The sequence below is a fragment of the Chryseobacterium sp. MYb264 genome, assembly GCF_035974275.1.
Taxonomy (GTDB): domain Bacteria; phylum Bacteroidota; class Bacteroidia; order Flavobacteriales; family Weeksellaceae; genus Chryseobacterium.
In genome coordinates, this window is sequence record NZ_CP142422.1 from 4,212,233 (window position 1) to 4,238,037 (window position 25,805).

At 39.7% G+C, this 25,805-nt stretch carries 13 protein-coding genes, 2 tRNA genes and 3 rRNA genes; 15 read left to right on the forward strand and 3 right to left on the reverse strand.

The features are described from left to right. Positions 1–40 precede the first annotated feature (40 nt). From VUJ46_RS18385 to ygiD, 14 genes are all read left to right on the forward strand, one after another. Positions 41–892: a BadF/BadG/BcrA/BcrD ATPase family protein gene (locus VUJ46_RS18385; RefSeq protein ID WP_326982155.1), complete on the forward strand. Its 852-nt coding sequence runs from the start codon at positions 41–43 to the stop codon at positions 890–892. A 17-nt stretch (positions 893–909) separates the two neighbouring features. Next, positions 910–3,201: an NADP-dependent malic enzyme gene (locus VUJ46_RS18390; protein ID WP_326982156.1), complete on the forward strand. Its 2,292-nt coding sequence runs from the start codon at positions 910–912 to the stop codon at positions 3,199–3,201. A gap of 242 nt (positions 3,202–3,443) precedes the next feature. After that, complete coding sequence (locus tag VUJ46_RS18395; RefSeq protein ID WP_326982157.1) at positions 3,444–4,088, forward strand: HAD family hydrolase; 645 nt, start codon at positions 3,444–3,446, stop codon at positions 4,086–4,088. 307 nt (positions 4,089–4,395) lie between these two features. After that, positions 4,396–4,980, forward strand: coding sequence for a Holliday junction branch migration protein RuvA (gene ruvA, locus VUJ46_RS18400; RefSeq protein ID WP_326982158.1), 585 nt, complete (start codon positions 4,396–4,398; stop codon positions 4,978–4,980). Positions 4,981–5,037: 57 nt separating this feature from the next. Beyond that, positions 5,038–12,075 carry a T9SS outer membrane translocon Sov/SprA gene (gene sov, locus VUJ46_RS18405; RefSeq protein WP_326982159.1) on the forward strand — a complete coding sequence of 2,346 codons (7,038 nt, stop codon included), beginning with the start codon at positions 5,038–5,040 and terminating at the stop codon, positions 12,073–12,075. 106 nt (positions 12,076–12,181) lie between these two features. Next, positions 12,182–12,559, forward strand: coding sequence for a glycine cleavage system protein GcvH (gcvH, locus tag VUJ46_RS18410; RefSeq protein WP_326982160.1), 378 nt, complete (start codon positions 12,182–12,184; stop codon positions 12,557–12,559). A gap of 25 nt (positions 12,560–12,584) precedes the next feature. Further along, entirely contained in the window at positions 12,585–12,911 is a 327-nt protein-coding gene (locus VUJ46_RS18415; protein ID WP_326982161.1) for a VanZ family protein, read from the forward strand. A 1,172-nt stretch (positions 12,912–14,083) separates the two neighbouring features. After that, a 16S ribosomal RNA gene (locus VUJ46_RS18420) occupies positions 14,084–15,600 on the forward strand. A 215-nt stretch (positions 15,601–15,815) separates the two neighbouring features. After that, positions 15,816–15,889: transfer RNA gene (locus tag VUJ46_RS18425), tRNA-Ile, on the forward strand. Positions 15,890–15,980: 91 nt separating this feature from the next. Continuing rightward, positions 15,981–16,054 (forward strand) — tRNA-Ala (locus tag VUJ46_RS18430). Between the two features lie 158 nt (positions 16,055–16,212). Then, positions 16,213–18,967 (forward strand): 23S ribosomal RNA (locus VUJ46_RS18435). Between the two features lie 176 nt (positions 18,968–19,143). Next, positions 19,144–19,251: ribosomal RNA gene (gene rrf / locus VUJ46_RS18440) — 5S ribosomal RNA — on the forward strand. Together the 16S, 23S and 5S rRNA genes with 2 tRNA genes alongside form the textbook arrangement of a ribosomal RNA operon. 911 nt (positions 19,252–20,162) lie before the next feature. Further along, entirely contained in the window at positions 20,163–20,675 is a 513-nt protein-coding gene (locus tag VUJ46_RS18445; protein ID WP_326982162.1) for a YceI family protein, read from the forward strand. A gap of 148 nt (positions 20,676–20,823) precedes the next feature. Further along, positions 20,824–21,651, forward strand: coding sequence for a 4,5-DOPA dioxygenase extradiol (gene ygiD, locus VUJ46_RS18450; protein ID WP_326982163.1), 828 nt, complete (start codon positions 20,824–20,826; stop codon positions 21,649–21,651). 54 nt (positions 21,652–21,705) lie between these two features. On the opposite strand, the gene VUJ46_RS18455 is transcribed toward ygiD, so the two are convergent. Beyond that, positions 21,706–21,978 carry a hypothetical protein gene (locus VUJ46_RS18455; RefSeq protein ID WP_326982164.1) on the reverse strand — a complete coding sequence of 91 codons (273 nt, stop codon included), beginning with the start codon at positions 21,976–21,978 and terminating at the stop codon, positions 21,706–21,708. A 302-nt stretch (positions 21,979–22,280) separates the two neighbouring features. Here VUJ46_RS18455 and VUJ46_RS18460 point away from each other — a divergent pair, with 302 nt between their 5' ends. Further along, entirely contained in the window at positions 22,281–23,450 is a 1,170-nt protein-coding gene (locus VUJ46_RS18460; protein WP_326982165.1) for a carboxypeptidase-like regulatory domain-containing protein, read from the forward strand. Between the two features lie 133 nt (positions 23,451–23,583). Here the strand turns inward: VUJ46_RS18460 and VUJ46_RS18465 are convergent, their stop codons facing one another. Both VUJ46_RS18465 and VUJ46_RS18470 read right to left on the reverse strand, forming a co-directional pair. After that, entirely contained in the window at positions 23,584–25,083 is a 1,500-nt protein-coding gene (locus VUJ46_RS18465; RefSeq protein WP_326982166.1) for a S8 family peptidase, read from the reverse strand. 118 nt (positions 25,084–25,201) lie between these two features. Next, positions 25,202–25,648, reverse strand: a complete 447-nt coding sequence (locus VUJ46_RS18470; protein ID WP_326982167.1) for a GNAT family N-acetyltransferase — start codon at positions 25,646–25,648, stop codon at positions 25,202–25,204. Between the last annotated feature and the right edge of the window lie 157 nt (positions 25,649–25,805).

The following is a 25,805-nucleotide window of genomic DNA, read 5'->3' on the forward strand; positions in this document are numbered from 1 at the left end:
TAAATTCATAATTTAGCATCCTTAAACTAAAATGAAAGATATGGTTGCTATTGTTGATAGTGGTTCTACCAAAACAGACTGGGTAATACTCGATGATTTTAAAAAGGTTTTCCTGAAGACGGAAACCATTGGTTTCAACCCGAATTTTATCAGCAAAGAACTTATCGTTCCGGAAATTGAAAAAAATGCCAATCTGACATCCCTTAAAAACTCCGTTACCAGAATATTTTTTTATGGTTCAGGTTGTGGGGTTCAGGAAAACTGCAATACCATTATTAATGAATTGAGTAAAGTCTTTCTGGAAGCAGAAATTACGGTAAGAGAAGATCTCATGGCAGCGGCATATGCAGCGTACCGGGGCAAGCCTGCAATCGTTTGTATTTTGGGTACAGGCTCCAATTCCTGCTATTTTGACGGGAAGAATTTAACAATTAAATTACCTTCTCTGGGTTTTCTGATGGGAGACGAAGGAAGCGGAAGCGCTATCGGAAAACAATTGGTAAGAAGATTCTTTATGCAGAAACTTCCACAGGATTTGCAGGATGATTTTCAGAACACATACCATTTAACAATTGATGAAGCATTGATAAACATGTATCACAAAACAAGACCTAATGCTTTTCTTGCCGATTTCAATAAATTCGTGGTCGATAGAAAAGACCATCCTTATCTTCAGAAAATGGTATATGAGGAAATGCTTAATTTCTTCGATTATCAGGTTCTTCCCTATGAGGAATCAAAAAATGCTGAGGTCAGCTTTATTGGCTCTATAGCCTATTATTACGAAAATATTCTACGTTCTGCGGCAGCAGAGCTTAACCTTAATGTGGGCCAAATCGTACAAAAACCGATAGAAAGTTTAGTCGATTACCATATTAATTATATACTTTAAACAAAAAATAAAATTCTATGTCAAGTAAAACCCACCGCGACGAAAAGAACTTTAATCAGGCCGCGTTAGATTACCATAAGGCGGAACCTAAAGGAAAAATCGAAGTTATCCCTTCAAAGCCACACTCTTCTCAGAGAGATTTGTCATTGGCATACTCTCCGGGGGTTGCCGTTCCTTGTATGGAAATTCACCACAAGCCGGAGACCGTTTATGATTATACGGGAAAAGGAAATCTGGTAGCCGTTATTTCCAATGGTACAGCCGTTCTTGGATTAGGAGATATCGGAGCTGAAGCTTCAAAACCGGTGATGGAAGGAAAAGGCCTCTTGTTCAAAATTTTTGCAGATATCAATGTTTTTGATATCGAGATCAATGAAAAAGATCCGGATAAATTCATCGATATCGTTAAAGGTATTGCGCCGACTTTCGGGGGAATCAACCTTGAAGATATTAAAGCGCCTGAAGCTTTTTATATTGAGCAAAGATTAAAAGAAGAACTGGATATTCCTTTGATGCATGATGATCAGCATGGTACAGCCATTATTTCTGCTGCCGCTTTGATTAACTCTCTGCAGATTGCCAACAAAAATATTCAAGATGTTAAAATGGTGGTAAACGGAGCAGGAGCTGCGGCGATTGCGTGTACCAACCTTTATATTTCTTTAGGTTTGAAGAAAGAAAACGTGTTGATGTGCGACAGTAAAGGAGTAATCAATCATAAAAGAGAAAACCTTACTCCTGAAAAATTAGATTTCATTGTAGAAACAGATATTGATACATTGGAAGATGCGGTAAAAGGTTCTGATGTATTCATCGGATTGTCCAAAGGAAACGTGATGACGCCTGAAATGTTGTTAAGCATGAATGAAAATCCTATCGTTTTCGCATTGGCAAACCCGGATCCGGAAATTGCTTACGATCTTGCGCTTGAAACTCGTAAAGATGTGATCATGGCGACAGGTAGAAGTGATTATCCTAATCAGGTAAACAACGTGCTTGGTTTCCCTTATATTTTCCGTGGTGCATTAGATGTTCAGGCAAGAGGAATTAATGAAGCGATGAAATTGGCTGCCGTTCATGCCATCGCTGATTTAGCTAAAGAACCTGTTCCTGAAGCAGTAATTTTAGCATATAATATTCAAAATCTTCATTTTGGAAGAGAATATTTCATTCCAAAACCATTTGACAACAGACTGATTACAAAAGTATCAAGTGCTGTGGCAAAAGCAGCTATCGAAAGTGGTATCGCAGGAAAAACAATCGAAGATTTCGAAGAATATGAAAATCAGCTTCTTGACCGGATGGGAAGAGATGAAAAGCTGGTAAGGATGATGCAGAACCGTGCAAAATCTAACCCGAAAAGAATTACTTTAGGAAATGCCGAAGAATATAATGTGTTGAAGGCGGCTCAGATTCTTTATGAAGAAGGGATTGCTTATCCTAGCCTTCTAGGAAATAAGCAATATATTCAGGAGCAGATGGAGCGTTTCGGAATTCAGTTGGATGTTCCGATTATCGATCCAAGTGATGATGATCAGAAGGAAAACAGAAAGAAATACAGAGAAACTCTTTGGAAACTTCGTCAGAGAAAAGGAATGAACGAGTACAAAGCGAAGAGATTCGTTCGCCAGAGAGACTATTTCGGACCATTGATGTTGAAGCATGGTGATACAGATGGTTTAATCGTTGGTTTCTCTAAAAATTATGCCTCAGTTTTAAGACCAGTTTTAGAAGTAATCGAAAAAGACAAAGGCGTTGATAAAGTGGCGGCGATGATGATGATCCTGTCTGAAAAGAAACCTATTTTCTTCGCTGATACTTCCATCAACCAAAATCCTACAGCGGAAGATTTGGTTAATATCGCTAAAATGGCAGAGCATACGGTGAAATCTTTTGCGATTGAACCGAGAATTGCGATGTTAGGGTTCGAAAACTTTGCGGCGATTTCTGATACGTCTAAAAAAGTGGCAAAAGCGGTAAGTATCCTTCACGAAAAGTATCCTAAAATGATCGTGGACGGAGAAATTCAGCCGGATTTTGCAATGAATTCTGACCATTTGAGCGATTATCCTTTCTCAAAATTAGGAACAACTCCTGCGAATACCTTTGTATTCCCGAATCTGGAGTCAGCCAACCTTTCCTACAAAATCATCAGAGGAATGAAGGTGGCTCAGGTAATAGGGCCTATCTTGATGGGATTAAGCCAGCCGGTTCACGTTTTGCAGATGCGCTCAAGTGTAGATGAGATCGTTAACTTGGCAACGGTAGCCGTTCTCGATGCTCAGAGAAGAGAGAAAAAAGAAAAATAAATTTAAGTAATAGAAAACCTTCAGGAGCTCAAAACCTTGAAGGTTTTTTATTTTATACCCAAAAGTGCGAAAAGGGATTGGTAATGCTGTTATTTTAGATAATGAAAAACGCTCAACAGAATAAAAGTCAAATATTTTTTTAACGTATGTGATCTTTTCAGCAGATGAATAATAGCTTTTATGCCTTTTGTGGTTAAATAAAAGGTTTAGATAGTTTTTAATTAAATACAAATAGAAAAAAAATGGTTTTGAATACAAAAGCAATTATTTTCGATATGGATGGAACCCTTGTAGACAACATCCCATATCACGAAGAGTCCTGGATTATCTTTTTAAAAGAATATGGAATTATCATAGAGCCTGAGAATTTCTCAGCTCAAAATCATGGAACTTTGGATGAAATGATCATCCGTTTTTTCGGAAATGATTTATCCAGAGAGAGAATTCACGAGTTGGGCCTGGCCAAAGAAAATGCATACCAGCATCTTTACAGGCAACACCTTAAAGAAATGGAAGGCCTAACATCATTTCTTAAAAAATTAAAACAGAATAATATTAAAACAGGTCTCGCGACAATGGGAATTCCTTCTAGCATTGACTTCATTTTAGGCGGATTGAATATCAAAGCCTATTTCGATGAGGTTACCGGAGGAATGGAAGTCCTTAAAGGAAAACCTGATCCCGATATTTTTCTGAAAACGGTTGAAAAATTACAGGTTGATGGAAAAGACACCTTGGCCGTTGAAGATTCAATGGGAGGAATACAGGCTGCAAAAGAGGCCGGTCTAAAGGTAGTTGGAATTACAACTACCCATTCCGAAGAAGAGCTCATGGATAATGGCTGTACTTTCGTGATTCATGATTATGCCAATATCGATTTGAATTAAATAAGAGGCAAGTAAAAAGTAAAAAGTGAAAAGTAAAAAGAGCCAAGTAGAGTAAGTAGGGTTGAAATTTAAAAAGCTTCCATTTTAAAACATCATTTGAAGGGTAGCTGTGATGACCGAAAATACTTCCAGCCTCAACCTTCCCACTTCCTTCCCCATTAAAAAAGACTTCAAAATTTTGGAGTCTTTTGTTTTTTCGTAAAATCTTTAAAATCATCACCTAAAATTAAGTTAAAAAGCATTCCTGTGTTAAATGAAAATATTAATTGGTTTAATTTGCTATATTTGGGAGTTTTAAAAATTAATAATGATATTTTCACTTCAAGGCAATGTTCAGGAACTTACGCCTACCTATGCAGTGATCAACGTACAAGGAGTTGGTTACTATGTAGGTATCAGCCTGATGACCTCACAAACGCTGACTTTAAATAAGGAAACTTTCCTTTTTATTCAACAAATTATTCGCGAAGATGCCCATTTATTATTTGGGTTTAACACTCGTTCGGAAAAAGAAATGTTTAATCTGTTAATAAGTGTTAATGGGGTAGGGGCCGTTTCTGCTCTTATTTTGCTGTCTACTTTAAGCCTGGAAGAGATTGCTGGGGCCATTCTTTCAAAGAATAGTGCTGTCATTCAAAAAGCCAAAGGAATTGGTGCTAAAACAGCCGAAAGAATTATTGTAGACCTTAAAGATAAGGTACAGAAATTCAATAACCCCGAGGAAAATATTTATACACTCACAGATAATAAAATTAAGGAAGAATCGTTATCTGCATTAGAAGTTTTAGGCATTCCTAAGCGTATGAGCGAGAAACTTGCAGACCGAATCATCAAACAAAATCCAGAGATCTCGGTGGAGGAATTGGTAAAACAAATTTTAAAAACTATTTAACATTTGGTGGAAAATAATAAGTATCTGAAAATATTTTTGTTCCTGTCATTCTTATGTATGTCAGTAAGTGCCTTTGCACAGGTACCTGCTGAACCTCCTATTATTAAGAAAGACTATGAACTCGCGGATCCCACAACGTACGAGGCTTTTTATGATATAAAAACCGGAATGTACTATGTATATCCTAAGGTAGGTAATACAATTACCGGGCCACCTACAGCAATGTCTCCGGAAGATTATAAGGAATTTATGATGGCTACCCAAACAAAGGCCTATTATAAAGAAAAATCGGAAAAGTACAGTCTGCTTTACAGAAAAGATAAAGGAGATGCAGCGAAAAAAGGCCTTATTCCTTCTCTTATGATCCGAAATAAGCTCTTTGAGACGATTTTTGGAAGCAATAAGATCGAGATCATCCCGTCTGGGTATGCTTCCTTTGACCTTGCAGGACTCTATCAAAAAATTGACAACCCTCTTATTTTACCTCAGAACCGAACCAGTTTTACTTTCGATATTGATCAGAGAATTCAGCTGGGGTTATTAGGAAAAGTAGGAGAAAATCTGCAGTTAAAGGCCAACTATGATACCCAGAGTGGTTTTGCATTCGAAAACCGGATGAACCTCGTATGGCAATCCAAAGGAAGCTGGAAAGATCTTCAGCAGAAAGGACTGAATGACGTGAATTCACCAAGTGCCGGAGGAGAAGACAAAATCATCAAGAGGGTAGAGTTTGGTAACGTCAATATGCCGCTTTCCACAAGTCTGATCCGTGGTTCCGAATCTTTATTTGGGGTTAAAACCGAATTCCAGTTAGGAAAAACCTATGGAACGGTGGTGCTTTCCCAACAAAGAGGGGAGGCAAGAAACATCGTAGTACAGGGAGGGGGTGTGATGAATACCTTTAAATTCAATGCCCTTGACTATGAAGATAACCAACACTATTTTTTAGATCACTATTTTTTAAGAAACTATGATAATGCTTTAATTAACTACCCACAGATCAATTCAAAAATCAATATTACCAGAATTGAAGTCTGGGTTTTAGATCAGGGAAATAGTGCGCTTCAAAATCAGAAGAGTATTGTGGGGATCAGAGATTTGGGTGAAGCCGCTATAGGTTTTCCGGATAACTCTCAGAACGGACTGTACACTGCCGTTTCAAATGCTATGGGAACAAGAGAGCAGGGGAAAAATTATGCAGGAACTTTCCAAGGGCAAACATTTCCCGGAAGTACGGAGCCTTATCAAAATGGAGAACATTTTATCTATAATACAAAAGCAAGAAGGCTAACCTCAAACGAATTCATTTTCCAGCCACAGCTGGGGTATCTTTCTTTAAATCAAAGATTAAATGATAATCAGCTTCTGGCAGTTTCGTATTCCTATACCATGAGCGGAAGTGAAAAAGTGTATAAAGTAGGGGAGTTCTCTGAGGAGAGTCCTGTGGTTGTAACTAAGGTATTAAGACCAAACTCCACTATAAACACAGCTTCGCCAATGTGGGAATTGATGATGAAAAATATCTATTCCATGGATGCAAGCCAGGTGAATCAGGATGGATTTATTTTGAATGTTTTCTACAGAGATCCGAAAACAGGAGGTAAAGTAAATTACCTTCCTGATACTCCGGTTAAAGACATTAATTTACTTAAATTATTCAATTGGGACCGATTGAATGTAAATGGGGACTTACAAAATAACGGAAGCACAACGGGAGACGGTATCTTTGACTTTGTGAGCGGAATTACCATTCGACCGGAAAGCGGAAAAGTAATCTTTACGAAAGCTCAGCCCTTTGGTTCATACATGTCCCAGATATTGGGAAGTAATGATCCGCAATATGTTTTCTCAGATTTATACAGCCAGCAGAAACAAGTAGCTTCATCAAGTAACCTGGCACAAAGATATACCATCGAAGGCCGTTATAAAGGAACTCAGGGACAGGGGATCTCGTTGGGGGCGGTGAACGTGCCTCAGGGATCCGTAAAAGTGTCTGCCAATGGAGTACAGCTGACGGAAGGAGTTGACTACACCGTGGATTATATGCTGGGAACAGTAACAATCATCAACGAGCAGGTAAAACAGTCAGGACAGGCGATTAATATTTCATTAGAAAATCAATTGACATTTAATACCCAGAGAAAAAGTTTCTTCGGAATCAATTTAGAAAGGAGATTCAATGAAAACTTTACTTTGGGCGGAACAGTGGTGAGATACTCGGAACAACCTCTTACTCAAAAAGTAAATTACGGTCAGGAAGCGGTGAGTAATACCATGGCGGGAATCAATATGATGTATAATAATCAGTTGCCATTCCTGACAAGACTTACCAATAAAATACCGATGGTGAAAACAGAAGCACCATCTAACCTTAACTTCAAGATGGAAGCAGCTTATCTTCTTCCTGGTTTGAATAAGGGGACAAATGATCAATCCTATATTGATGATTTTGAACAGACCACTTCTAAGATTTCATTAAAGGAACCTACGGCCTGGAGCTTGGCATCAAAGCCTGAAAAATCAGGAGGTGTTTTTACCGGGGCAGGTAAAACAAATGATCTTACGGAAGGATACGGAAGAGGTTTGTTATCCTGGTACAATATCGATCCGAGATTCTGGAGTGTTGGTGGCAGGGCTCCTAACGGAATTACTCCACAATCGGTATCAAACCACGCTTCAAGGAGGGTTATGTATTCCGAAATCTATAATAACAGAGATTTTGTTGCCGGAGAGCAAACCTATACCAATACCTTTGATATTTCTTACTATCCGCAGGAAAAAGGACCATACAACGTTAACCCGAATAATGAGACCACTCAGCAGAGATGGGCGGGAATCATGAGACCTATCAGTGTTTCCAATTTTATCAACTCTAATATTGAATATGTTGAATTTTGGATGATGGATCCTTATGCAGATGGAGGAACACTGGGAGCAGATCCAAAATTATTGCTTCATTTGGGTAACGTGTCCGAAGATGTATTGAAAGATGGATACATGCAGTATGAAAACGGTTTGCCTACAGGTTCCACACCATCTACCACAACCAGCTCAAACTGGGGAACTCAGCCGAAACAGCCGCCAATTCTATATGCCTTCTCCAGTGAAGGTGATGACAGAGCAATGCAGGATTTGGGATATGATGGTTTGAGTTCAGATCAGGAAGCGATGAGGTTCGGGAATACTTTCGTAAACCCGGTGACCAATCTTGCTGACCCTGCAGTAGATGACTTCGTTTTCTATCTTTCTGATAAGTTCACGGGAAGTCAGGGGGCTTCAGTGGTTCAGCGATACAAATATTTCAGAGGCCCCGAAGGAAACTCGCGAAGCAATTCTCTTGAAGTGTCTACTCAAACTCCGGACGCTGAAGATATCAATAAGGATTATAACCTGGATCAAACAGAAAGCTATAATCAATATGAGGTTAGATTAGACCAGGCAAGTTTAGCATTGGGAACAGATAATAATATTGTTGACGAGAAAATTGTGAAAGCCCAATTCCAAAACGGGCAGACTGCTGATGTGAAGTGGTATTTATTCAGAATTCCTGTTAAAAATTATGACAAAACAGAAGGGGACCATAATGATGGAGTCCTGAACAATGTAAGATTTGCCAGAATGATGCTGACAGGTTTTGATCAGACTTCTACCTTAAGATTCGGAACCATGGATCTGGTAAGATCTGATTGGAGAACGTATCCTAAAAATATGGCTAAATATGGAACAGATACCGTTGCAGACCCATCTACGGATGAAGGGACTATAAACGTACCTGATCCTAATAATTTTGAAGTAGGAAGTGTAAATATTGAAGAGAATGCGCTAAACCAGCCACCTTACGTTTTGCCTCCGGGAATTGACAGACAGGTATTAAGCGGAAATGCAGGGGCACAAAGACAAAATGAATCTTCATTATACATGAAAGCAAGTAATCTCCCTGCAGGAGAATCTAGAGGTGTATTTAAAAATACTGCTCTGGATATGAGAAGATATAAGAAATTGAAACTTTTTGTTCATGCTCAGGATCCTAAAGACGGAACTTATACGGGAATTGACAAAAAAACCAAATTCTTTATTCGTTTCGGGAATGATGCTACCGATAACTATTACGAATATGAAGCGTCTTTGAGAATTACCCCCAAAAACGCAACCGCCCCTATGGATATTTGGCCATTTGAAAATGAGGTTAATTTAGATATTCAGGATTTTGTTGATGCAAAAATCAGAAGAGATAAAAATTTCCCTACTGATATTGCGAAAAGAATTATGGATAATCAGTTTGATGCTGGAGAAAATTTCAAGAAAATCTATATCAAAGGTCGTCCAAGTTTAGGAAATGTAGCAACAATTGTATTAGGGATTAGAAATGATGGGGATAATAGAAACCAAATAGAGAGAGTTCTATGGGTAAACGAAATTCGTCTTTCAGAGATTGAAAACGATGGCGGTTATGCTGGAAATGCCAGCTTGAATTTCAACTTAGGAGATTTTGCGGTTATCAATACAAGTGCATCGTATACTTCAGTTGGTTTCGGAAATATAGATTCCAAACCGGCAGAAAGAAGCCAGTCTACCCAATCGGCTTTCAGTATCAACGCAGCAGTGAACGTAGATAAATTACTTCCTGAAAAAACAGGGATCAAAATTCCTTTAAACTACTCATATTCGCAGACCATCGAAGATCCAAAATATAATCCTTTGGATACCGATGTTGAGTTTAGTAAAGCAGCCAACAAAGAGCAGCTTAAGAAAGTGGCAAGAACCTATACCCAGCAAAGAAGTATCGGGGTAGTGAACATGCATAAGGAAAGAGTGAATACCAATAAGAAACCTAAATTCTACGATATAGAGAACGTTTCGGTAACGGCTGTTTATAATGACGACTATTACAGGGATATTTATACGAAGAGAAATTACAGACAGTATCTGAGAGGATATGTAGACTATAACTATACCTTCAAACCATGGGTAGTAAAGCCGTTCAACAAAATGATCAGCGATACGGCAAAATCTACAAAATATCTGAAATGGGTTAAAGAGTTTAATTTTAATCCGATTCCGACAAGATTATCTTTCAGAACAGAAGTCGACAGAAATTACAATGAGCTTGAATTTAGAAATATAGAATCCATCTTAAGTGGGAATGTATCGGATGACTTCGGGGCCATTAGAAACAGAAACTTCTATTTCGGATGGCAGTATGGTTTAGGATTTAACTTCACTAAATCATTGAAGCTGGAGATCAACTCCGCAACCAGAACACTGAATGACAATGTGGATGTAAACACCATGGACAACAGTGCCATTTTTGGAAATGTATTCAGATCGGGTAGACCGGTTCTTTACAACCATAGGGTACAGCTGAATTATAAATTGCCGTTCCAGTACTTACCCTATTTGGATTTCATCGATGCGGAAGTGGGCTACGGCTTCACCTATAACTGGAATGCAAGGTCTACTTCTTTGCTTAGTTTTATTGATCCTGATACCAACCTACCGGCGAGTTTGGGCTCGGTGGGGCAAAATACTAATGTGATTCAAGCCACAGGTACAGCAGATTTTTCCAAGTTTTTTGGCCAGTTTAAATACTTTAAAGACATTACAGCGAAACTTCAGAAGCGTAAGCAGGAAATGGATTCGTTAAACAATGTTTATACGCAGCAGTGGGAGAAAAAAAGATTTAAATATAAGAGCTATAAATTCAAAAATAAACTTAGCGTATTTCAGAGTATGGCTTTTTTCCTTACTTCTTTCAAAACATTGGATGTAAGCTACTCTGAAAATAATGGTACCGTTCTTCCGGGATTGGTTTCTGCACCGAATTGGTACGGATACGGACAGACCTTGGGAGGCCCGACCATAGGGTTTCTTTTGGGATCTCAGGCAGATATAAGAAGAACGGCAATTGAAAATGGATGGTTGAGTAATTCAGCTTACATGACGGACCCTTATATCCAAATGTCAACCAAAGAATTAAGAGCAAGTCTGCAGGTAGTGCCTCTTGCCGATTTCAGAATTGATATTAACGCATTGCATACCTATAACAGAAATCTTACACAGTCAGGATTTAATGTGGATGCTATTGTTGATGACCCGAGCAGGCCAGAGTCTTTAGGGTTTAATAACTCATTTGCCACCGATATGGTGACTTATTCCAATTCAGCGATGTTGCTGAAGACATCATTCAAAGATGGAGCTGCGGTTTACCAGGCGATCAGGGAAAATGCAAGAGCAATTTCTCAACAGATGATTGGTATTCAGGGAAATGATGGTTTCAAACAGGGTTACAGTATTGCCAATGCATATGTATTAATTCCAGCGTTCAGAGCGGCAGTGGAAGGTAAATCGGCAAAAGCAATCGGAAATGCCAAAAAGGCGGGATTACCGGTTCCTAACTGGAAGGTTACATACTCCGGATTGAAGAATATTCCTGTGATTAGTGGACAGTTCTCAAAGTTTGATATTTTACATGCGTATAATGCAACGTATACTGCAACGGGAATTCAATCGAGTGTGGATTATTATAACGCAACTTATACAGGGGAGAGATTAGATGTGAATGGAGACTTTATCAACCCATACACATTCTCTCAGGTTGGTTATGTTGAATCTTTCTCACCGCTTATCGGGATTGATGTTACCATGAGAAATAATATGCAGTTTGGTATTCAGTACAACAAAAACAGAATGTTATTATTAGGATTGGTAAACCATACTTTAACGGAAGATGCAAATACGGAATATGTAGTTCGATTAGGATATATCATCCGTAACTTCAGATTAGGAATGACGAATGTGAGAGGAAGAGGTAAAGGAAAAGGAAGCGATTTAAACATTAGAGGAGACTTCTCATTGAGAGACAGCCGAACAAGTATTACAAACATCTTGTTAGACGATTCTCAAATCACGGGAGGGCAGAGATTAATGAATATTAAGCTTTCTGCAGATTACAACGTTTCAGAAAACCTGAACCTAAGAGTATTCTACGAGCAGATGACTTCAAAATATAAGATTTCCACGGCGTTCCCGTTATCAACGGTCAGAGCCGGGATCTCAGCAACATTTACCTTCGGTGAAACCGGTGGAGGTTTCTAAAATAACAAAACGATAAAAATGTCCCTCCAATTGAGGGACATTTTTTATAGGGGGTATTTGAAGCTTATAGAATTTTGAATACATTTGTAAAAATAAAAATTTAAAAATGAACACACCATCAGAATTAAAGTACACTAAAGATCACGAATGGATTAAGATCGAAGGTAATGTGGCTACCATTGGTATTACAGATTTCGCACAAGGAGAACTTGGGGATATCGTATATGTAGATGTAGATACTGTAGATGATGATTTGGAAGGAGGTGCAGTATTCGGAAGTGTAGAAGCTGTAAAAACAGTTTCAGACCTGTTCTTGCCGATCGCAGGAAAAGTGATTGAGTTTAATTCAGACTTAGAAGATGCTCCGGAAACATTAAATTCAGATCCTTATGGAGACGGATGGATCATCAAATTAGAAATTGCTGAAGGTGCTGATCACGGAGAATTATTATCTGCAGAAGAATATCAGGCGATCATTGGATAAGATTTCAAAAATATTTAGTAAGATATTGCCCATTTATTGGGCATTTCTTACTTATATGCTGCTAAAGCCGGGAGAAGAAAACCAGGAATACTGGTTCATGTTCAACGGCCTCGACAAAGTTTTGCACCTAAGCATCTTTGCCGCATTGGGATTTTGCTTTATTGCCACTTTCCCTAAAATTAGATTTTCCTATTTTTTTCAGATCATTCTTATCTACGCCTTTCTTACTGAAATCCTTCAGGAAGAAATGGGACTTGGAAGATCTATGGAAACCCTCGATATCGTCGCAGATACCATCGGCTGCCTTATCGGCTATTACACATACAAACTATTTGTCAAAAAATTCATCTAACACATTCCCGGGAGCAAGGTAGTTTCCAAACATTCCAACTCACCCGAACCTTACCGCTTCTTTCGAGTAATTCATAAGTAGCTTTTTCCCGCTTTCCGCTGTATCTTTTTTCCCCCTTCTTTTTTCAATCCTTCGCCAAAAAAGGATGCCGCTGCAATCGGGGCTAGGGGAGTCTCCCTTTTTTCACATGAGGCAGGAAGCAGGAAGTAAGAAGTAAAAAGTAAGAAGTAAAAAGTAAAAAGATCCAACAAGACAGAGTACTGATTTACCCGAATTGCCCTTCAAGTTCACATCACTTAAAAAACGTTCAATTGAAGCATTTCCCACCCTCAGATCCCCACTCTAAAAAATTCTCCTCCTCTGGAGGAGTGTCAAAAATTCAAAGAATTTATGACGAGGTGGTTCTTCCGAAGCTGCTCCCATCTATATGATAACATAACCTTGCCATCATCCACCATTTAACCCCCAACCTTATAGGTTTTCAAAACCTATAAGTTTTTCTTATCTAATAGAACATAATCCCATTCTACATATCTTCAACTTCATGGTCTCCACTCCCCCCAAACCCACCGACCCCTCAAACTCTACAACCCACGCATACAAAATCCTCGCACAGAAAACCCTTTCAATCAAAAAAAAATCTCCCAATCAATCAGCTCGTTACGCTCAAATATGAACTCAAAGTAAACATTATGTTAAATAAATTAGGATTGTATTGTCCAAAGCCCTTATCTTTGCCCCACTGAAAACGAGAGTATGTCAGTAAGCGCAGAAGAGCTTTTGAATAAGCAATAAATTAAAGATCACTTTAAGATAAACAAATAAAAACTACCAGTTTTTAATTTAAAATAATTTCAAAATTAAATTAGATAAAAGCTTGCGAGTTTAGAAAAAGTTTGTATCTTTGCAGTCCGGTAAAACGGGGAGCAGGAGTGAGGTTGATAAATAATAAACGAAGAGTTAAGGTCATCAAAAAACTTTAAAATTTTCTTCATAAAAATTTGGTCAATAAGAAATAAGTTATTACTTTTGCACTCGCAAATACGGGACGACACTGACAGAAAGATTGTCCTGGTAAAAAAGCGAAAGAACGAAGTTCATTGAAATATAATATAACAACCAAGTAAGGAAAAACTAAAGCGTCAAAACTTTGAGTGAGTCAGAACAAACATACAATGGAGAGTTTGATCCTGGCTCAGGATGAACGCTAGCGGGAGGCCTAACACATGCAAGCCGAGCGGTATTTGTCTTTCGGGACAGAGAGAGCGGCGTACGGGTGCGGAACACGTGTGCAACCTGCCTTTATCAGGGGGATAGCCTTTCGAAAGGAAGATTAATACCCCATAATATATTGATTGGCATCAATTAATATTGAAAACTCCGGTGGATAGAGATGGGCACGCGCAAGATTAGATAGTTGGTAGGGTAACGGCCTACCAAGTCATTGATCTTTAGGGGGCCTGAGAGGGTGATCCCCCACACTGGTACTGAGACACGGACCAGACTCCTACGGGAGGCAGCAGTGAGGAATATTGGACAATGGGTTAGCGCCTGATCCAGCCATCCCGCGTGAAGGACGACGGCCCTATGGGTTGTAAACTTCTTTTGTATAGGGATAAACCTACTCTCGTGAGAGTAGCTGAAGGTACTATACGAATAAGCACCGGCTAACTCCGTGCCAGCAGCCGCGGTAATACGGAGGGTGCAAGCGTTATCCGGATTTATTGGGTTTAAAGGGTCCGTAGGCGGATCTGTAAGTCAGTGGTGAAATCTCACAGCTTAACTGTGAAACTGCCATTGATACTGCAGTTCTTGAGTAAGGTAGAAGTGGCTGGAATAAGTAGTGTAGCGGTGAAATGCATAGATATTACTTAGAACACCAATTGCGAAGGCAGGTCACTATGTCTTAACTGACGCTGATGGACGAAAGCGTGGGGAGCGAACAGGATTAGATACCCTGGTAGTCCACGCCGTAAACGATGCTAACTCGTTTTTGGGTCTTCGGATTCAGAGACTAAGCGAAAGTGATAAGTTAGCCACCTGGGGAGTACGAACGCAAGTTTGAAACTCAAAGGAATTGACGGGGGCCCGCACAAGCGGTGGATTATGTGGTTTAATTCGATGATACGCGAGGAACCTTACCAAGGCTTAAATGGGAATTGACAGACGCAGAAATGTGTTTTTCTTCGGACAATTTTCAAGGTGCTGCATGGTTGTCGTCAGCTCGTGCCGTGAGGTGTTAGGTTAAGTCCTGCAACGAGCGCAACCCCTGTCACTAGTTGCCATCATTAAGTTGGGGACTCTAGTGAGACTGCCTACGCAAGTAGAGAGGAAGGTGGGGATGACGTCAAATCATCACGGCCCTTACGCCTTGGGCCACACACGTAATACAATGGCCGGTACAGAGGGCAGCTACCTAGCGATAGGATGCAAATCTCGAAAGCCGGTCTCAGTTCGGATTGGAGTCTGCAACTCGACTCTATGAAGCTGGAATCGCTAGTAATCGCGCATCAGCCATGGCGCGGTGAATACGTTCCCGGGCCTTGTACACACCGCCCGTCAAGCCATGGAAGTCTGGGGTACCTGAAGTCGGTGACCGTAACAGGAGCTGCCTAGGGTAAAACAGGTAACTAGGGCTAAGTCGTAACAAGGTAGCCGTACCGGAAGGTGCGGCTGGAACATCTCATTTTAGAGCGTCTTTAGACGTTAAACAAAATTAGTATCGCAAGATACACAAGTACTTACTTAAAGTAAAGCTTTAGTTTTTTGTTTGGTTGATTATATAAAAAATATAAAACCCACTAGAAATTAGTATAGGGATAGAGAGATTTTAGATTATAAATTATAGATTTTAGATTTAAAAAGCATTTAAAATTTTCAATTTAAAATTTAAAATTATAACGAAGTCTCGTAGCTCAGCTGGTTAGAGCGCTACACTGATAATGTAGAGGTCGGCAGTTCGAGCCTGCCCGAGACTACTAATTTTGAGTATAAGAGTTTTAGAGTATAAGGGAATATGAGTTTAACGCTCAAACTCTCCCACACTACTACTCATACACTCAACTAGAGGGGGAATTAGCTCAGCTGGCTAGAGCGCCTGCCTTGCACGCAGGAGGTCAAGGGTTCGACTCCCTTATTCTCCACAGTTTTGGAAGTTTGATTTAAAAGTTACGATTGGAGCCAAAAACAACAATTGTTCATCAAACGGAAGAGAAGAAATTAAGATCATTGACATTAACGGTAAAGACATCACAAAGAGAAAACCGAGCACTTATAAGTGCTTGAGTAACCTAAAAATAGGAAAGAAATCGTTAAGGGCGTATGGCGGATGCCTAGGCTTTCAGAGGCGAAGAAGGACGTGGTAAGCTGCGAAAAGCTGCGGGGATTGGCACACACGAATAGATCCGCAGATGTCCGAATGGGGCAACCCGGCAGGTTGAAGACCTGTCACCTCGTAAGAGGAGCAAACCAGGAGAACTGAAACATCTAAGTACCCTGAGGAAAAGAAATCGAAGAGATTCCGTAAGTAGTGGCGAGCGAAAGCGGATTAGCCCAAAAGTTTTTATATATTTAGAAGAATGTTCTGGAAAGAACAGCCATAGACGGTGATAGCCCGGTATTCGAAAGGTATATTAAGATGATAAATGAGTATGGCGGGACACGTGAAATCCTGTCTGAATATGGGGGGACCATCCTCCAAGGCTAAATACTCCTGAAAGACCGATAGTGAACAAGTACTGTGAAGGAAAGGTGAAAAGCACTTCGAATAGAAGGGTGAAATAGAACCTGAAACCGTACGCCTACAAGCGGTCGGAGCCCACAAGTTGGGTGACGGCGTGCCTTTTGCATAATGAGCCTACGAGTTAATTTTACTAGCGAGGTTAAGTAATTAAGTTACGGAGCCGGAGCGAAAGCGAGTCTGAATAGGGCGCATAGTTAGTAGGATTAGACGCGAAACCTTGTGATCTACCCATGGGCAGGTTGAAGCTTTGGTAACACAAAGTGGAGGACCGAACCGGTTGACGTTGAAAAGTCTTCGGATGACCTGTGGGTAGGGGTGAAAGGCCAATCAAACTGGGAGATAGCTCGTACTCTCCGAAATGCATTTAGGTGCAGCGTCGTAAAAAAGTTTATTAGAGGTAGAGCGACTGATTGGATGCGGGGGAGTCAAATCCTACCAATTCCTGACAAACTCCGAATGCTAATAAATGTTCTGCGGCAGTGAGGGCATGGGTGCTAAGGTCCATGTCCGAGAGGGAAAGAACCCAGACCAACAGCTAAGGTCCCCAAATATATGTTAAGTTGAAGCAACGCGGTTGGACTGCATTGACAGCTAGGATGTTGGCTTGGAAGCAGCCATTCATTTAAAGAGTGCGTAACAGCTCACTAGTCGAGCGGTCCGGCATGGATAATAATCGGGCATAAACATATTACCGAAGCTATGGATTTGTAATTTATTACATCTGGTAGGAGAGCATTCTGTTTGCGCCGAAGCAGTATCGTGAGGTATTGTGGAGCGGACAGAAAAGAAAATGTAGGCATAAGTAACGATAAAGGGGGCGAGAAACCCCCTCACCGAAAGACTAAGGTTTCCTCAGCCATGCTAATCAGCTGAGGGTTAGTCGGGACCTAACGCGAACCCGAAAGGGGTAGTGGATGGACAATGGGTTAATATTCCCATACTTGCTCACATTAAAAAGGGGACGGTTCGATGTAGCTACTGGAGACTGACGGAATAGTCAAGGCCTAGCCTTCGGGCGAAGCTGCTGTAGTGAACTCGGATCCAAGAAAAGCCGAAGTGAAGCAACCCGTACCAAAACCGACACAGGTAGTCGAGGAGAGAATCCTAAGGTGCTCGAGTGAGTCGTGGCTAAGGAACTAGGCAAAATAGTCTCGTAACTTCGGAAGAAGAGACGCCATCAGCAATGGTGGCCGCAGTGAAGAGGCCCAGGCGACTGTTTATCAAAAACACAGGACTCTGCTAAATCGAAAGATGCTGTATAGGGTCTGACACCTGCCCGGTGCTGGAAGGTTAAGGAAGGGCGTTAGCGTAAGCGAAGCGTTTGACTGAAGCCCCAGTAAACGGCGGCCGTAACTATAACGGTCCTAAGGTAGCGAAATTCCTTGTCGGGTAAGTTCCGACCTGCACGAATGGTGTAACGATCTGGGCACTGTCTCAGCCACGAGCTCGGTGAAATTGTAGTATCGGTGAAGATGCCGATTACCCGCAATGGGACGAAAAGACCCTGTGAACCTTTACTATAACTTCGTATTGACTTTGAGTAAGTAATGTGTAGGATAGGTGGGAGACTTTGAAGCAGGCACGCTAGTGTTTGTGGAGTCAACGTTGAAATACCACCCTTTACTTACTTGGAGCCTAACTTCTTTTAGAAGGACATTGCGTGGTGGGTAGTTTGACTGGGGTGGTCGCCTCCAAAAGAGTAACGGAGGCTTTCAAAGGTACCCTCAGCACGCTTGGTAACCGTGCGTAGAGTGTAATGGCATAAGGGTGCTTGACTGTGAGACCAACAAGTCGATCAGGTGCGAAAGCAGGACATAGTGATCCGGTGGTTCCGTATGGAAGGGCCATCGCTCATAGGATAAAAGGTACTCCGGGGATAACAGGCTAGTCTCCCCCAAGAGCTCACATCGACGGGGAGGTTCGGCACCTCGATGTCGGCTCGTCACATCCTGGGGCTGGAGAAGGTCCCAAGGGTTGGGCTGTTCGCCCATTAAAGTGGCACGCGAGCTGGGTTCAGAACGTCGTGAGACAGTTCGGTCTCTATCTATTGCGGGCGTTAGATGTTTGAGAGGGCTTGATTCTAGTACGAGAGGACCGAATTGAACAAACCTCTGGTGTATCAGTTGTACCGCCAGGTGCACCGCTGAGTAGCTACGTTTGGAAGAGATAAGCACTGAAAGCATATAAGTGCGAAACTCGCCTCAAGATGAGACATCTTTTAAGGGTCGTGGGAGATGACCACGTTGATAGGCTACAGGTGTAAAGTTGGTAACAGCATAGCCGAGTAGTACTAATTACCCGTAGATTTATAGCCTATTGGTTGCTATTAAACAAGCCTTATAAGTGCGCCACTGGTTTTGCCTTTGTGATGAAATTTACCGATACATATAATTTAAGAATGTACCATTTAACCAATGTAACAATAATTGTAAGAAATAAAATTAATTGTTACACTGTTACATTAACTACATTGTTATATTAAACCATATTTAGGGTGGTTTTAGCGGTGGGGCTCACCTGTTCCCATTCCGAACACAGAAGTTAAGCCCACCAGCGCCGATGGTACTGCTAACGCGGGAGAGTAGGTCGCCGCCAGTTTTTATTAAAAAGTCTCATACTTTAATTAGTATGAGACTTTTTTTTTGCTCGAAACTCAAACAAAGTTACCTTTGCCAGATGCCAGATGCCAGATGTCAGACGCTAGAAGCTAGAAGCTAGAAGCGGGAGAGCCCCGGAGGGGAGATCTGTTAATAGCCCCAGATGTTGACCCGGCGAAAAAGTTCCGTAGGAGCGACCTGTTACTATAAAGAAATCTGCGAATAGGTAAGGTAAATTCCAATCGCAAATAATTAGCAATCTTAATAGATAGGATTACATTTTTGCTTCCGCCGATCCTTTTTATGACCGTAAAATCAAAGATAATTTCCGAAAGCCTAAAGAAGCAAACCAACTCTATGATCTATGGGAAATGAAAATATCATTCGTGCATTCGTGGCAATAAAAAATTGTCATGTCTGCCATTGATACTTGTATTTTTGCCAGAAGCCAGAAGCCAGAAGCGGGAAAGCCCCGGAGGGGCGATCTGTTAATAGCCCCAGATGTTGACCCGGCGAAAAAGCTCCGTAGGAGCGACCTGTTACTATAAGAAATCTGCGAATAGGTAAGGTAAATTCTAATCGCAAATAATTAGCAATCTTAATAAATGAGATTATATTTTAGGTTTCACCGGTCCTTTTATGACCGTAAAATCAAAGACAATCTCCGAAAGCCTAAAGAAGCAAACCAACTCTATGATCTATGGGAAATGAAAATATCATTCGTGCATTCGTGGCAATAAAAAATTGTCATGTCTCCCATTGATACTTGTATTTTTGCTAGAAGCCAGAAGCCAGAAGCCAGAACCTTTTTTAATTTGATAGAAATTTGTGATTTCTTATCCTAAATCAATGATTTCGTCCGCAATCTGGTGTACATTTGTACTATAATTAACAACAAAAAATATTAATACAATGGCTACAAAATGGAACCTAGACCCTGCTCACAGTGAACTTACTTTTAAAGTAAAACACATGATGATCTCTAATATTAAAGGAAACTTTACCAACTTCACTGCAGAAATTGATGCTGAAGATGATACTTTTGCCAATGCAAAGACTACAGCTACTATTCAGACAGATTCTATCTCTACACACAATACGGACAGAGATAACCACTTAAAATCTGCCGAATTCTTCAATGCTGAAGCAAACCCAACCATTACTTTCGAATCTTCTGCATTGAACAACGAAGTAACAGGAAATTTAACAATTAACGGGATTACACAGCCTGTAACTCTTGATGTAGATTTCAACGGGATCAACGTAGATCCATGGGGGAATACGAAAGCAGGTTTCTCTTTCGAAGGGAAAATCAACAGAAAAGATTTCGGATTAAACTGGAATGCAGCTCTTGAAGCGGGAGGTGTAATGGTAAGCGAGGAAGTAAAAATCGCTGGAGAATTACAGTTTGTAAAACAAGCTTAATTAAACTAATTTTTTAGGAGTTCCGAAGGGACGACTTAAATTAGAATAGGATGCCAATTCTATTTTAAATCAAAAAAAAATTAAACATAAAAAGGTTCGGGGATTTCTAATAACCTTGAACCTTTTTTAATGTAATCATCTATAAAAAATGAACCTCAACGATCTACAAAACCTCAGCGAAAATTTCGGAAATACACAGAGAATGCCTGTTCTTTTTTTGGGACACGGTTCACCTATGAACGCGATTGAAGAAAATCAGTTTGTGAAGGGTTTCAGGAAATCAGCAACCGAAATTCCGAAGCCGAATGCTATTTTATGTATTTCCGCGCATTGGTACACCCAAGGAACGAAAGTGACTGCGATGGATATGCCAAGAACGATTCATGATTTCGGTGGCTTTCCGCAGGCTTTGTTTGATGTTCAGTATCCGGCTCCCGGAAATCCTGAGTTGGCACATGAAACGGCGGAGCTGTTAGCGCCTGTTTTGGTGGAAGAAGATCATAATTGGGGGTTAGATCACGGTGCATGGTCTGTTATTAAACACATGTATCCGAATGCTGATATTCCTGTCATTCAGATGAGTATTGATTATACAAAACCTCCGCAATATCATTTTGATTTAGCGAAAAGATTAAATAAACTCCGCGAAAAAGGTATTTTAATGATCGGCAGCGGAAATATTGTTCATAATTTAAGATTAATTGACTGGAGAAATATCAATACAGTCGGAGCTGGCTGGGATTGGGCTATTGAAGCTCGTGAGAAAACCAACAACTGGCTTCTGGACGGAGATTTTCAGCCTATTATCGATTATCAAAAACAGGGAACTTCTTTACGATACGCGGTTCCTACTCCGGATCATTATTTACCATTAATTTACACTTTAGGTTTAAAAAATAAATCTGAGGATCTGGCTTTATTTAATGATGAATTAATTGGCGGTTCGCTGAGTATGACGAGCGTGAGAATTGGATAAATAAAAAATCGGAAGAAAAAATTTCCTCCGATTCTTATACGAATATGGATTTTACTAAATTTTGTGGATAGACACAATGTGTGGCTTCCCCTCAATCGGAGCATAAATTTCCACAACAGCTTCCCAAACAACCTGAGAAGCTCCGGGCAAAGAGGCTAAACATTTGTAACGGTAATTTTTTCCGTTCACCAATTGCGTAGACACTTCCTGTGGCTTATAATTTACGCCCACGAATCCATGTATTGCTTCGTTAAATACGTTTTGATCTTCCGGTGTAAGAGCGTGATATTTTGTCCACCCTCCTGCTAATAATTCTTGTGTTGCCATGATTACTATTTTGTATTAGTTAAAATTCCTACTCTTTTGGCTTTTCGGATTTCGCCCCGTTTTTAATGGTTTTCGGACTCCATGGTCATTATTTTTTTAATACTTTTATTAAGATAAAAACTGAGATCGATTGCCACCACTTTTTATCATGTTTAAAAATTTACTGATATGATCACATGACAAAGCTACCAAAGAAAGAAAAATAATGCTAGCGTACTTATACTCAATTTTATAGCTAAGTAAAATTACGGGGAGTAATTAAAAATTTGTTTATCACTAAAAAAGTAGTAATATTGTTTACCATGAAAAAAACACTTTTACTTTTTTTAGTCTTATTGCCTTTTTATATGACAATTGCACAGGTCATTAAAGGAACTGTAGTGAATGACGCTGAGCAGAAAATTGTGAACGTCGCTATTTATATTGACGGCACAAAAACCGGAACCAGCTCTAAAGAAGACGGGAGTTTTAGCTTACATATATCGTCCAACAATTCAGGGAATATTGTTTTTCAGAAAGAAGGATATGAAACCTATTCTACGCCGGTTTCAGCGGTTCTCAATAAAACGTTAAAAGTAATTTTACTCAAAAGCAATGATATTGAGGAAGTCAGAATTATTCCTTATACAGAAGAAGCGTACAAGAATTTCATCAATTATTTCCTTGATAATTTTATTGGTCATGATCGTGAAAATGTAAGAATTAAAAATCAGCGGACTTTAAAATTTGCTTTCGATAAAAAGAATCAGACGCTTAAGGTAAAAGCTCCGAAAACATTAATTATTGAAAATAAAATTCTGGGCTATCAGATTGAATATAACCTTATCAATTTCGCCGCAGATTTCAATGAAAAAATGGTGAATTATGTTGGTACAAGCTTTTTCAGGGAAACCAAAAATTCAGATAAAATAAAACTTAACCGAATGAATGCCTACGACGGAAATATGCTTCATTTTTTCAGAAGTATTTATCAGAATACGATTTCTGAAGATCAGTTTATAGTCAATCATGTGGTGAAAGTTCCGAATCCGAAATATCCGAATTCAGAAGAACTGGAAGCCTTGAAGAACTTTAAAGAAATGGCGAGAATTTCGAGAGTTGCCTCAGTTCCCGATGATATCTTAAATATATCCCAAAGAAAAAACGCCAATAAACCTTACGCCTTAGCGATTACTAAAACCCTCATCCCAGACGCCGACTATGTGAAAAGAGAGGACGGAAAAGTATGGTTTAGCTTTAAAGATATGCTTCAGGTGAACTATAAGAAATATTATTACGAATTAAAAGGGAAGCAATTTATAAAAACGAAGGAACCTGTTATCATATCCTCTTTTTTGCATCCTGAAGGTGAAACTTTTGAGGTTTCAAAAGACGGAAATATTACCACTCCGGATTTATTGATCACTGAAGGAGATTTTTCTAAAAATAAAATTGAAAATATGCTGCCTCTGGATTATCAGTTGGGAGATTAGTAGAATTTATTGATCTAAATTTAACCGCAAAAGAGACAAACGTTTTTTTTTAGCTATCTGTTTAAGCTATGCAAATGTTAGCAATAGCAAAACTTTATTTAGGACTTTTGCGGTTAAAAATTTTAGTTAAGACTTATTGAACAGCCTGTAAAACATTGATATTCCCATATCCGTAATCTCCATTTTTCGTCGGATAGTACGTTGCAGACTGTCTCATTTTATTCAAGACCTGATCTCTCGTCCAGGAAGGATTTTTAGACCAAACCAATGCTGCAATTCCTGCTGTAGAGGCCGTTGCTACAGACGAACCGCCCACGTAATCTGTTTGCGCGTTGTAATAGCTCAGTACCGGAATATGATTTTCTGAAGCCCTTTCCATTTGATAGGTAAAAGCAATTTCAGCACCCGAGTGGCAAACATCACATTTCTGATTGGAAGTATTTTCTTTGACTCCAGTAATAGCTTGTGTTTCGGGCATCCATGCAGGGAAAATAACGCCGACAAATGTCGTAAAACTTGTGGAAGTTCCGCCCGCACAGAAAATTAGTTTTCCTTTTGAATACGCATATTTTACTCCGTCTTCAATTTTCCCTACTGAGAAAATATGTCCCATCGACATGGAAATAATCTTGACATTGCTGTTATTTCCTAATTCCGTAAAGGCTATTTTTACTCCGTTTTGTTCATGATAACCATCCAAAACCACATTAGATGCCGCTCTGTAAGTTACGAGATTAGCGTTATATGCCACTCCAACCGGCTGTCCCTGGTTATTTCTGGGAGCTGCCATTGCTGAAGCCATACTCGTTCCGTGTCCGCATTTATCTGCAGAACCATCATAACCGGTACTCCAAGGCCAGACAGAATCTACATAGACCCCGTTTTTACTGATCGTTCTTCCGGAAGAAAGTCCGTTGTTGAAACTGTTTCCCAATAAAGCCTGTTCAGGAGAAACTCCGCTGTCGATCAGTCCTATGGTTACTCCGGCTCCTGTGCTGTAACTCCATGCATTGATGATATTGTGTTTTGTGAAAGACCACGGTGCTTTTGCATTGGGAGTTACCGTTGTGTAGTCTGTCGTGCTCAAAGCAGTTGATTCAAATCCGCAGCCAGAAGAACTTCCGCTGGATTTTGCTGCTGTACCGTTGAACTTATTCTCATTTTCAAAATAACGGTAATCCGCAGGCTCCACATAACGGATATTTTTCATCTTTCGAAGAGCAATGATTGTTTCCTGCTTTTCGACCGCCACATCAATCTGATTTAAAAATTGATCTGAAGATAATAAAATACGGTCTGTTTTTCCTTCGTATTTTTTAATTAAATCTAAAATTTGGTTTTCAGTAGCAGTACTATTGGGATCAGAACCTCTGTCAAAAGATGAGCCGAAACCGATGGACGCAATTTTATTTCCCTGAAAGATGGCACTCCATAGAAAATGATCAGAAGATTCTTTCCAGGAAAATTTTCCTTTGGTTTTAATAGTTTCATTAATCTTTTCATTGATCTGTTTTGAGCTTAACGGATCTTTCTGCGCCACTTCAAAAGTAGCGGGACTATTCTGAACGTCTTCCCTGTTACAAGCAGTGAAAACCAAGAACAACATCATAAGGTAAAATACATTTCTCTTCATATAGATAATATTTTGATTGGTTAAACCAAGATATCACTTTATAATGAATTAAATAAAAATGAAATTTTAAGTTTTCTTTAATTTTGTTGAGCCTGAAATGCTTAATCAGTGTAAGGTACTAGAGTGCCTTCTTATAGCAGACACTATTTTCGATGCCAATATATTGTCCGTAATTGGGAATAAGCTTGTAGCCATTGTTTTGATATAAAGCAATGGCTTCAGGTTGTTTCAATCCGGTTTCTAACACACCAAAATTAAAACCGTCCTCTTTTGCCCAAATCTCCAGTTCTGCCAATATTTTTGAGGCGTAACCATTTCCTCTGAAGTCAGGTAAAACAAACATTCTTTTGATCTCAACTGTATCATCTTCAAACTTTTTGAATGCTCCACAAGCAACCGGCTTTTCATCAATATACAAAAGAACACAGTTTTTCAGCTGATTAATAGCATTAAACTGATGATAAAAAGAGTGTTCATCCCCATCACGAACGGCTAAATCCTGATCCAGGAATTGTACTAAATATTGAAAATCTGCGTTGGAAGAGTCTGTTCTTATGATTGTCATCGGATTATTTTTACGGTATAAAATTATTTATTTAAAAGCGAATTAAAGAATAAAACCTAAACATCTGAGTAATTTGTAAAATAAAATTATAGAGTGAGTTTTAAAAACAAAAAAAGACTCCCATTTCCGGAAGTCTTTGTATTATTTAAGTTTAAAA

Bases quoted from the DNA above. Each gene is read 5' to 3' on its own strand.
- VUJ46_RS18385 (WP_326982155.1), top strand. From the start codon at position 41: ATGGTTGCTATTGTTGATAGTGGTTCTACCAAAACAGACTGGGTAATA.
- VUJ46_RS18390 (WP_326982156.1), top strand. From the start codon at position 910: ATGTCAAGTAAAACCCACCGCGACGAAAAGAACTTTAATCAGGCCGCG.
- VUJ46_RS18395 (WP_326982157.1), top strand. From the start codon at position 3,444: ATGGTTTTGAATACAAAAGCAATTATTTTCGATATGGATGGAACCCTT.
- ruvA (WP_326982158.1), top strand. From the start codon at position 4,396: ATGATATTTTCACTTCAAGGCAATGTTCAGGAACTTACGCCTACCTAT.
- sov (WP_326982159.1), top strand. From the start codon at position 5,038: ATGTCAGTAAGTGCCTTTGCACAGGTACCTGCTGAACCTCCTATTATT.
- gcvH (WP_326982160.1), top strand. From the start codon at position 12,182: ATGAACACACCATCAGAATTAAAGTACACTAAAGATCACGAATGGATT.
- VUJ46_RS18445 (WP_326982162.1), top strand. From the start codon at position 20,163: ATGGCTACAAAATGGAACCTAGACCCTGCTCACAGTGAACTTACTTTT.
- ygiD (WP_326982163.1), top strand. From the start codon at position 20,824: ATGAACCTCAACGATCTACAAAACCTCAGCGAAAATTTCGGAAATACA.
- VUJ46_RS18455 (WP_326982164.1), bottom strand. From the start codon at position 21,978: ATGGCAACACAAGAATTATTAGCAGGAGGGTGGACAAAATATCACGCT.
- VUJ46_RS18460 (WP_326982165.1), top strand. From the start codon at position 22,281: ATGAAAAAAACACTTTTACTTTTTTTAGTCTTATTGCCTTTTTATATG.
- VUJ46_RS18465 (WP_326982166.1), bottom strand. From the start codon at position 25,083: ATGAAGAGAAATGTATTTTACCTTATGATGTTGTTCTTGGTTTTCACT.
- VUJ46_RS18470 (WP_326982167.1), bottom strand. From the start codon at position 25,648: ATGACAATCATAAGAACAGACTCTTCCAACGCAGATTTTCAATATTTA.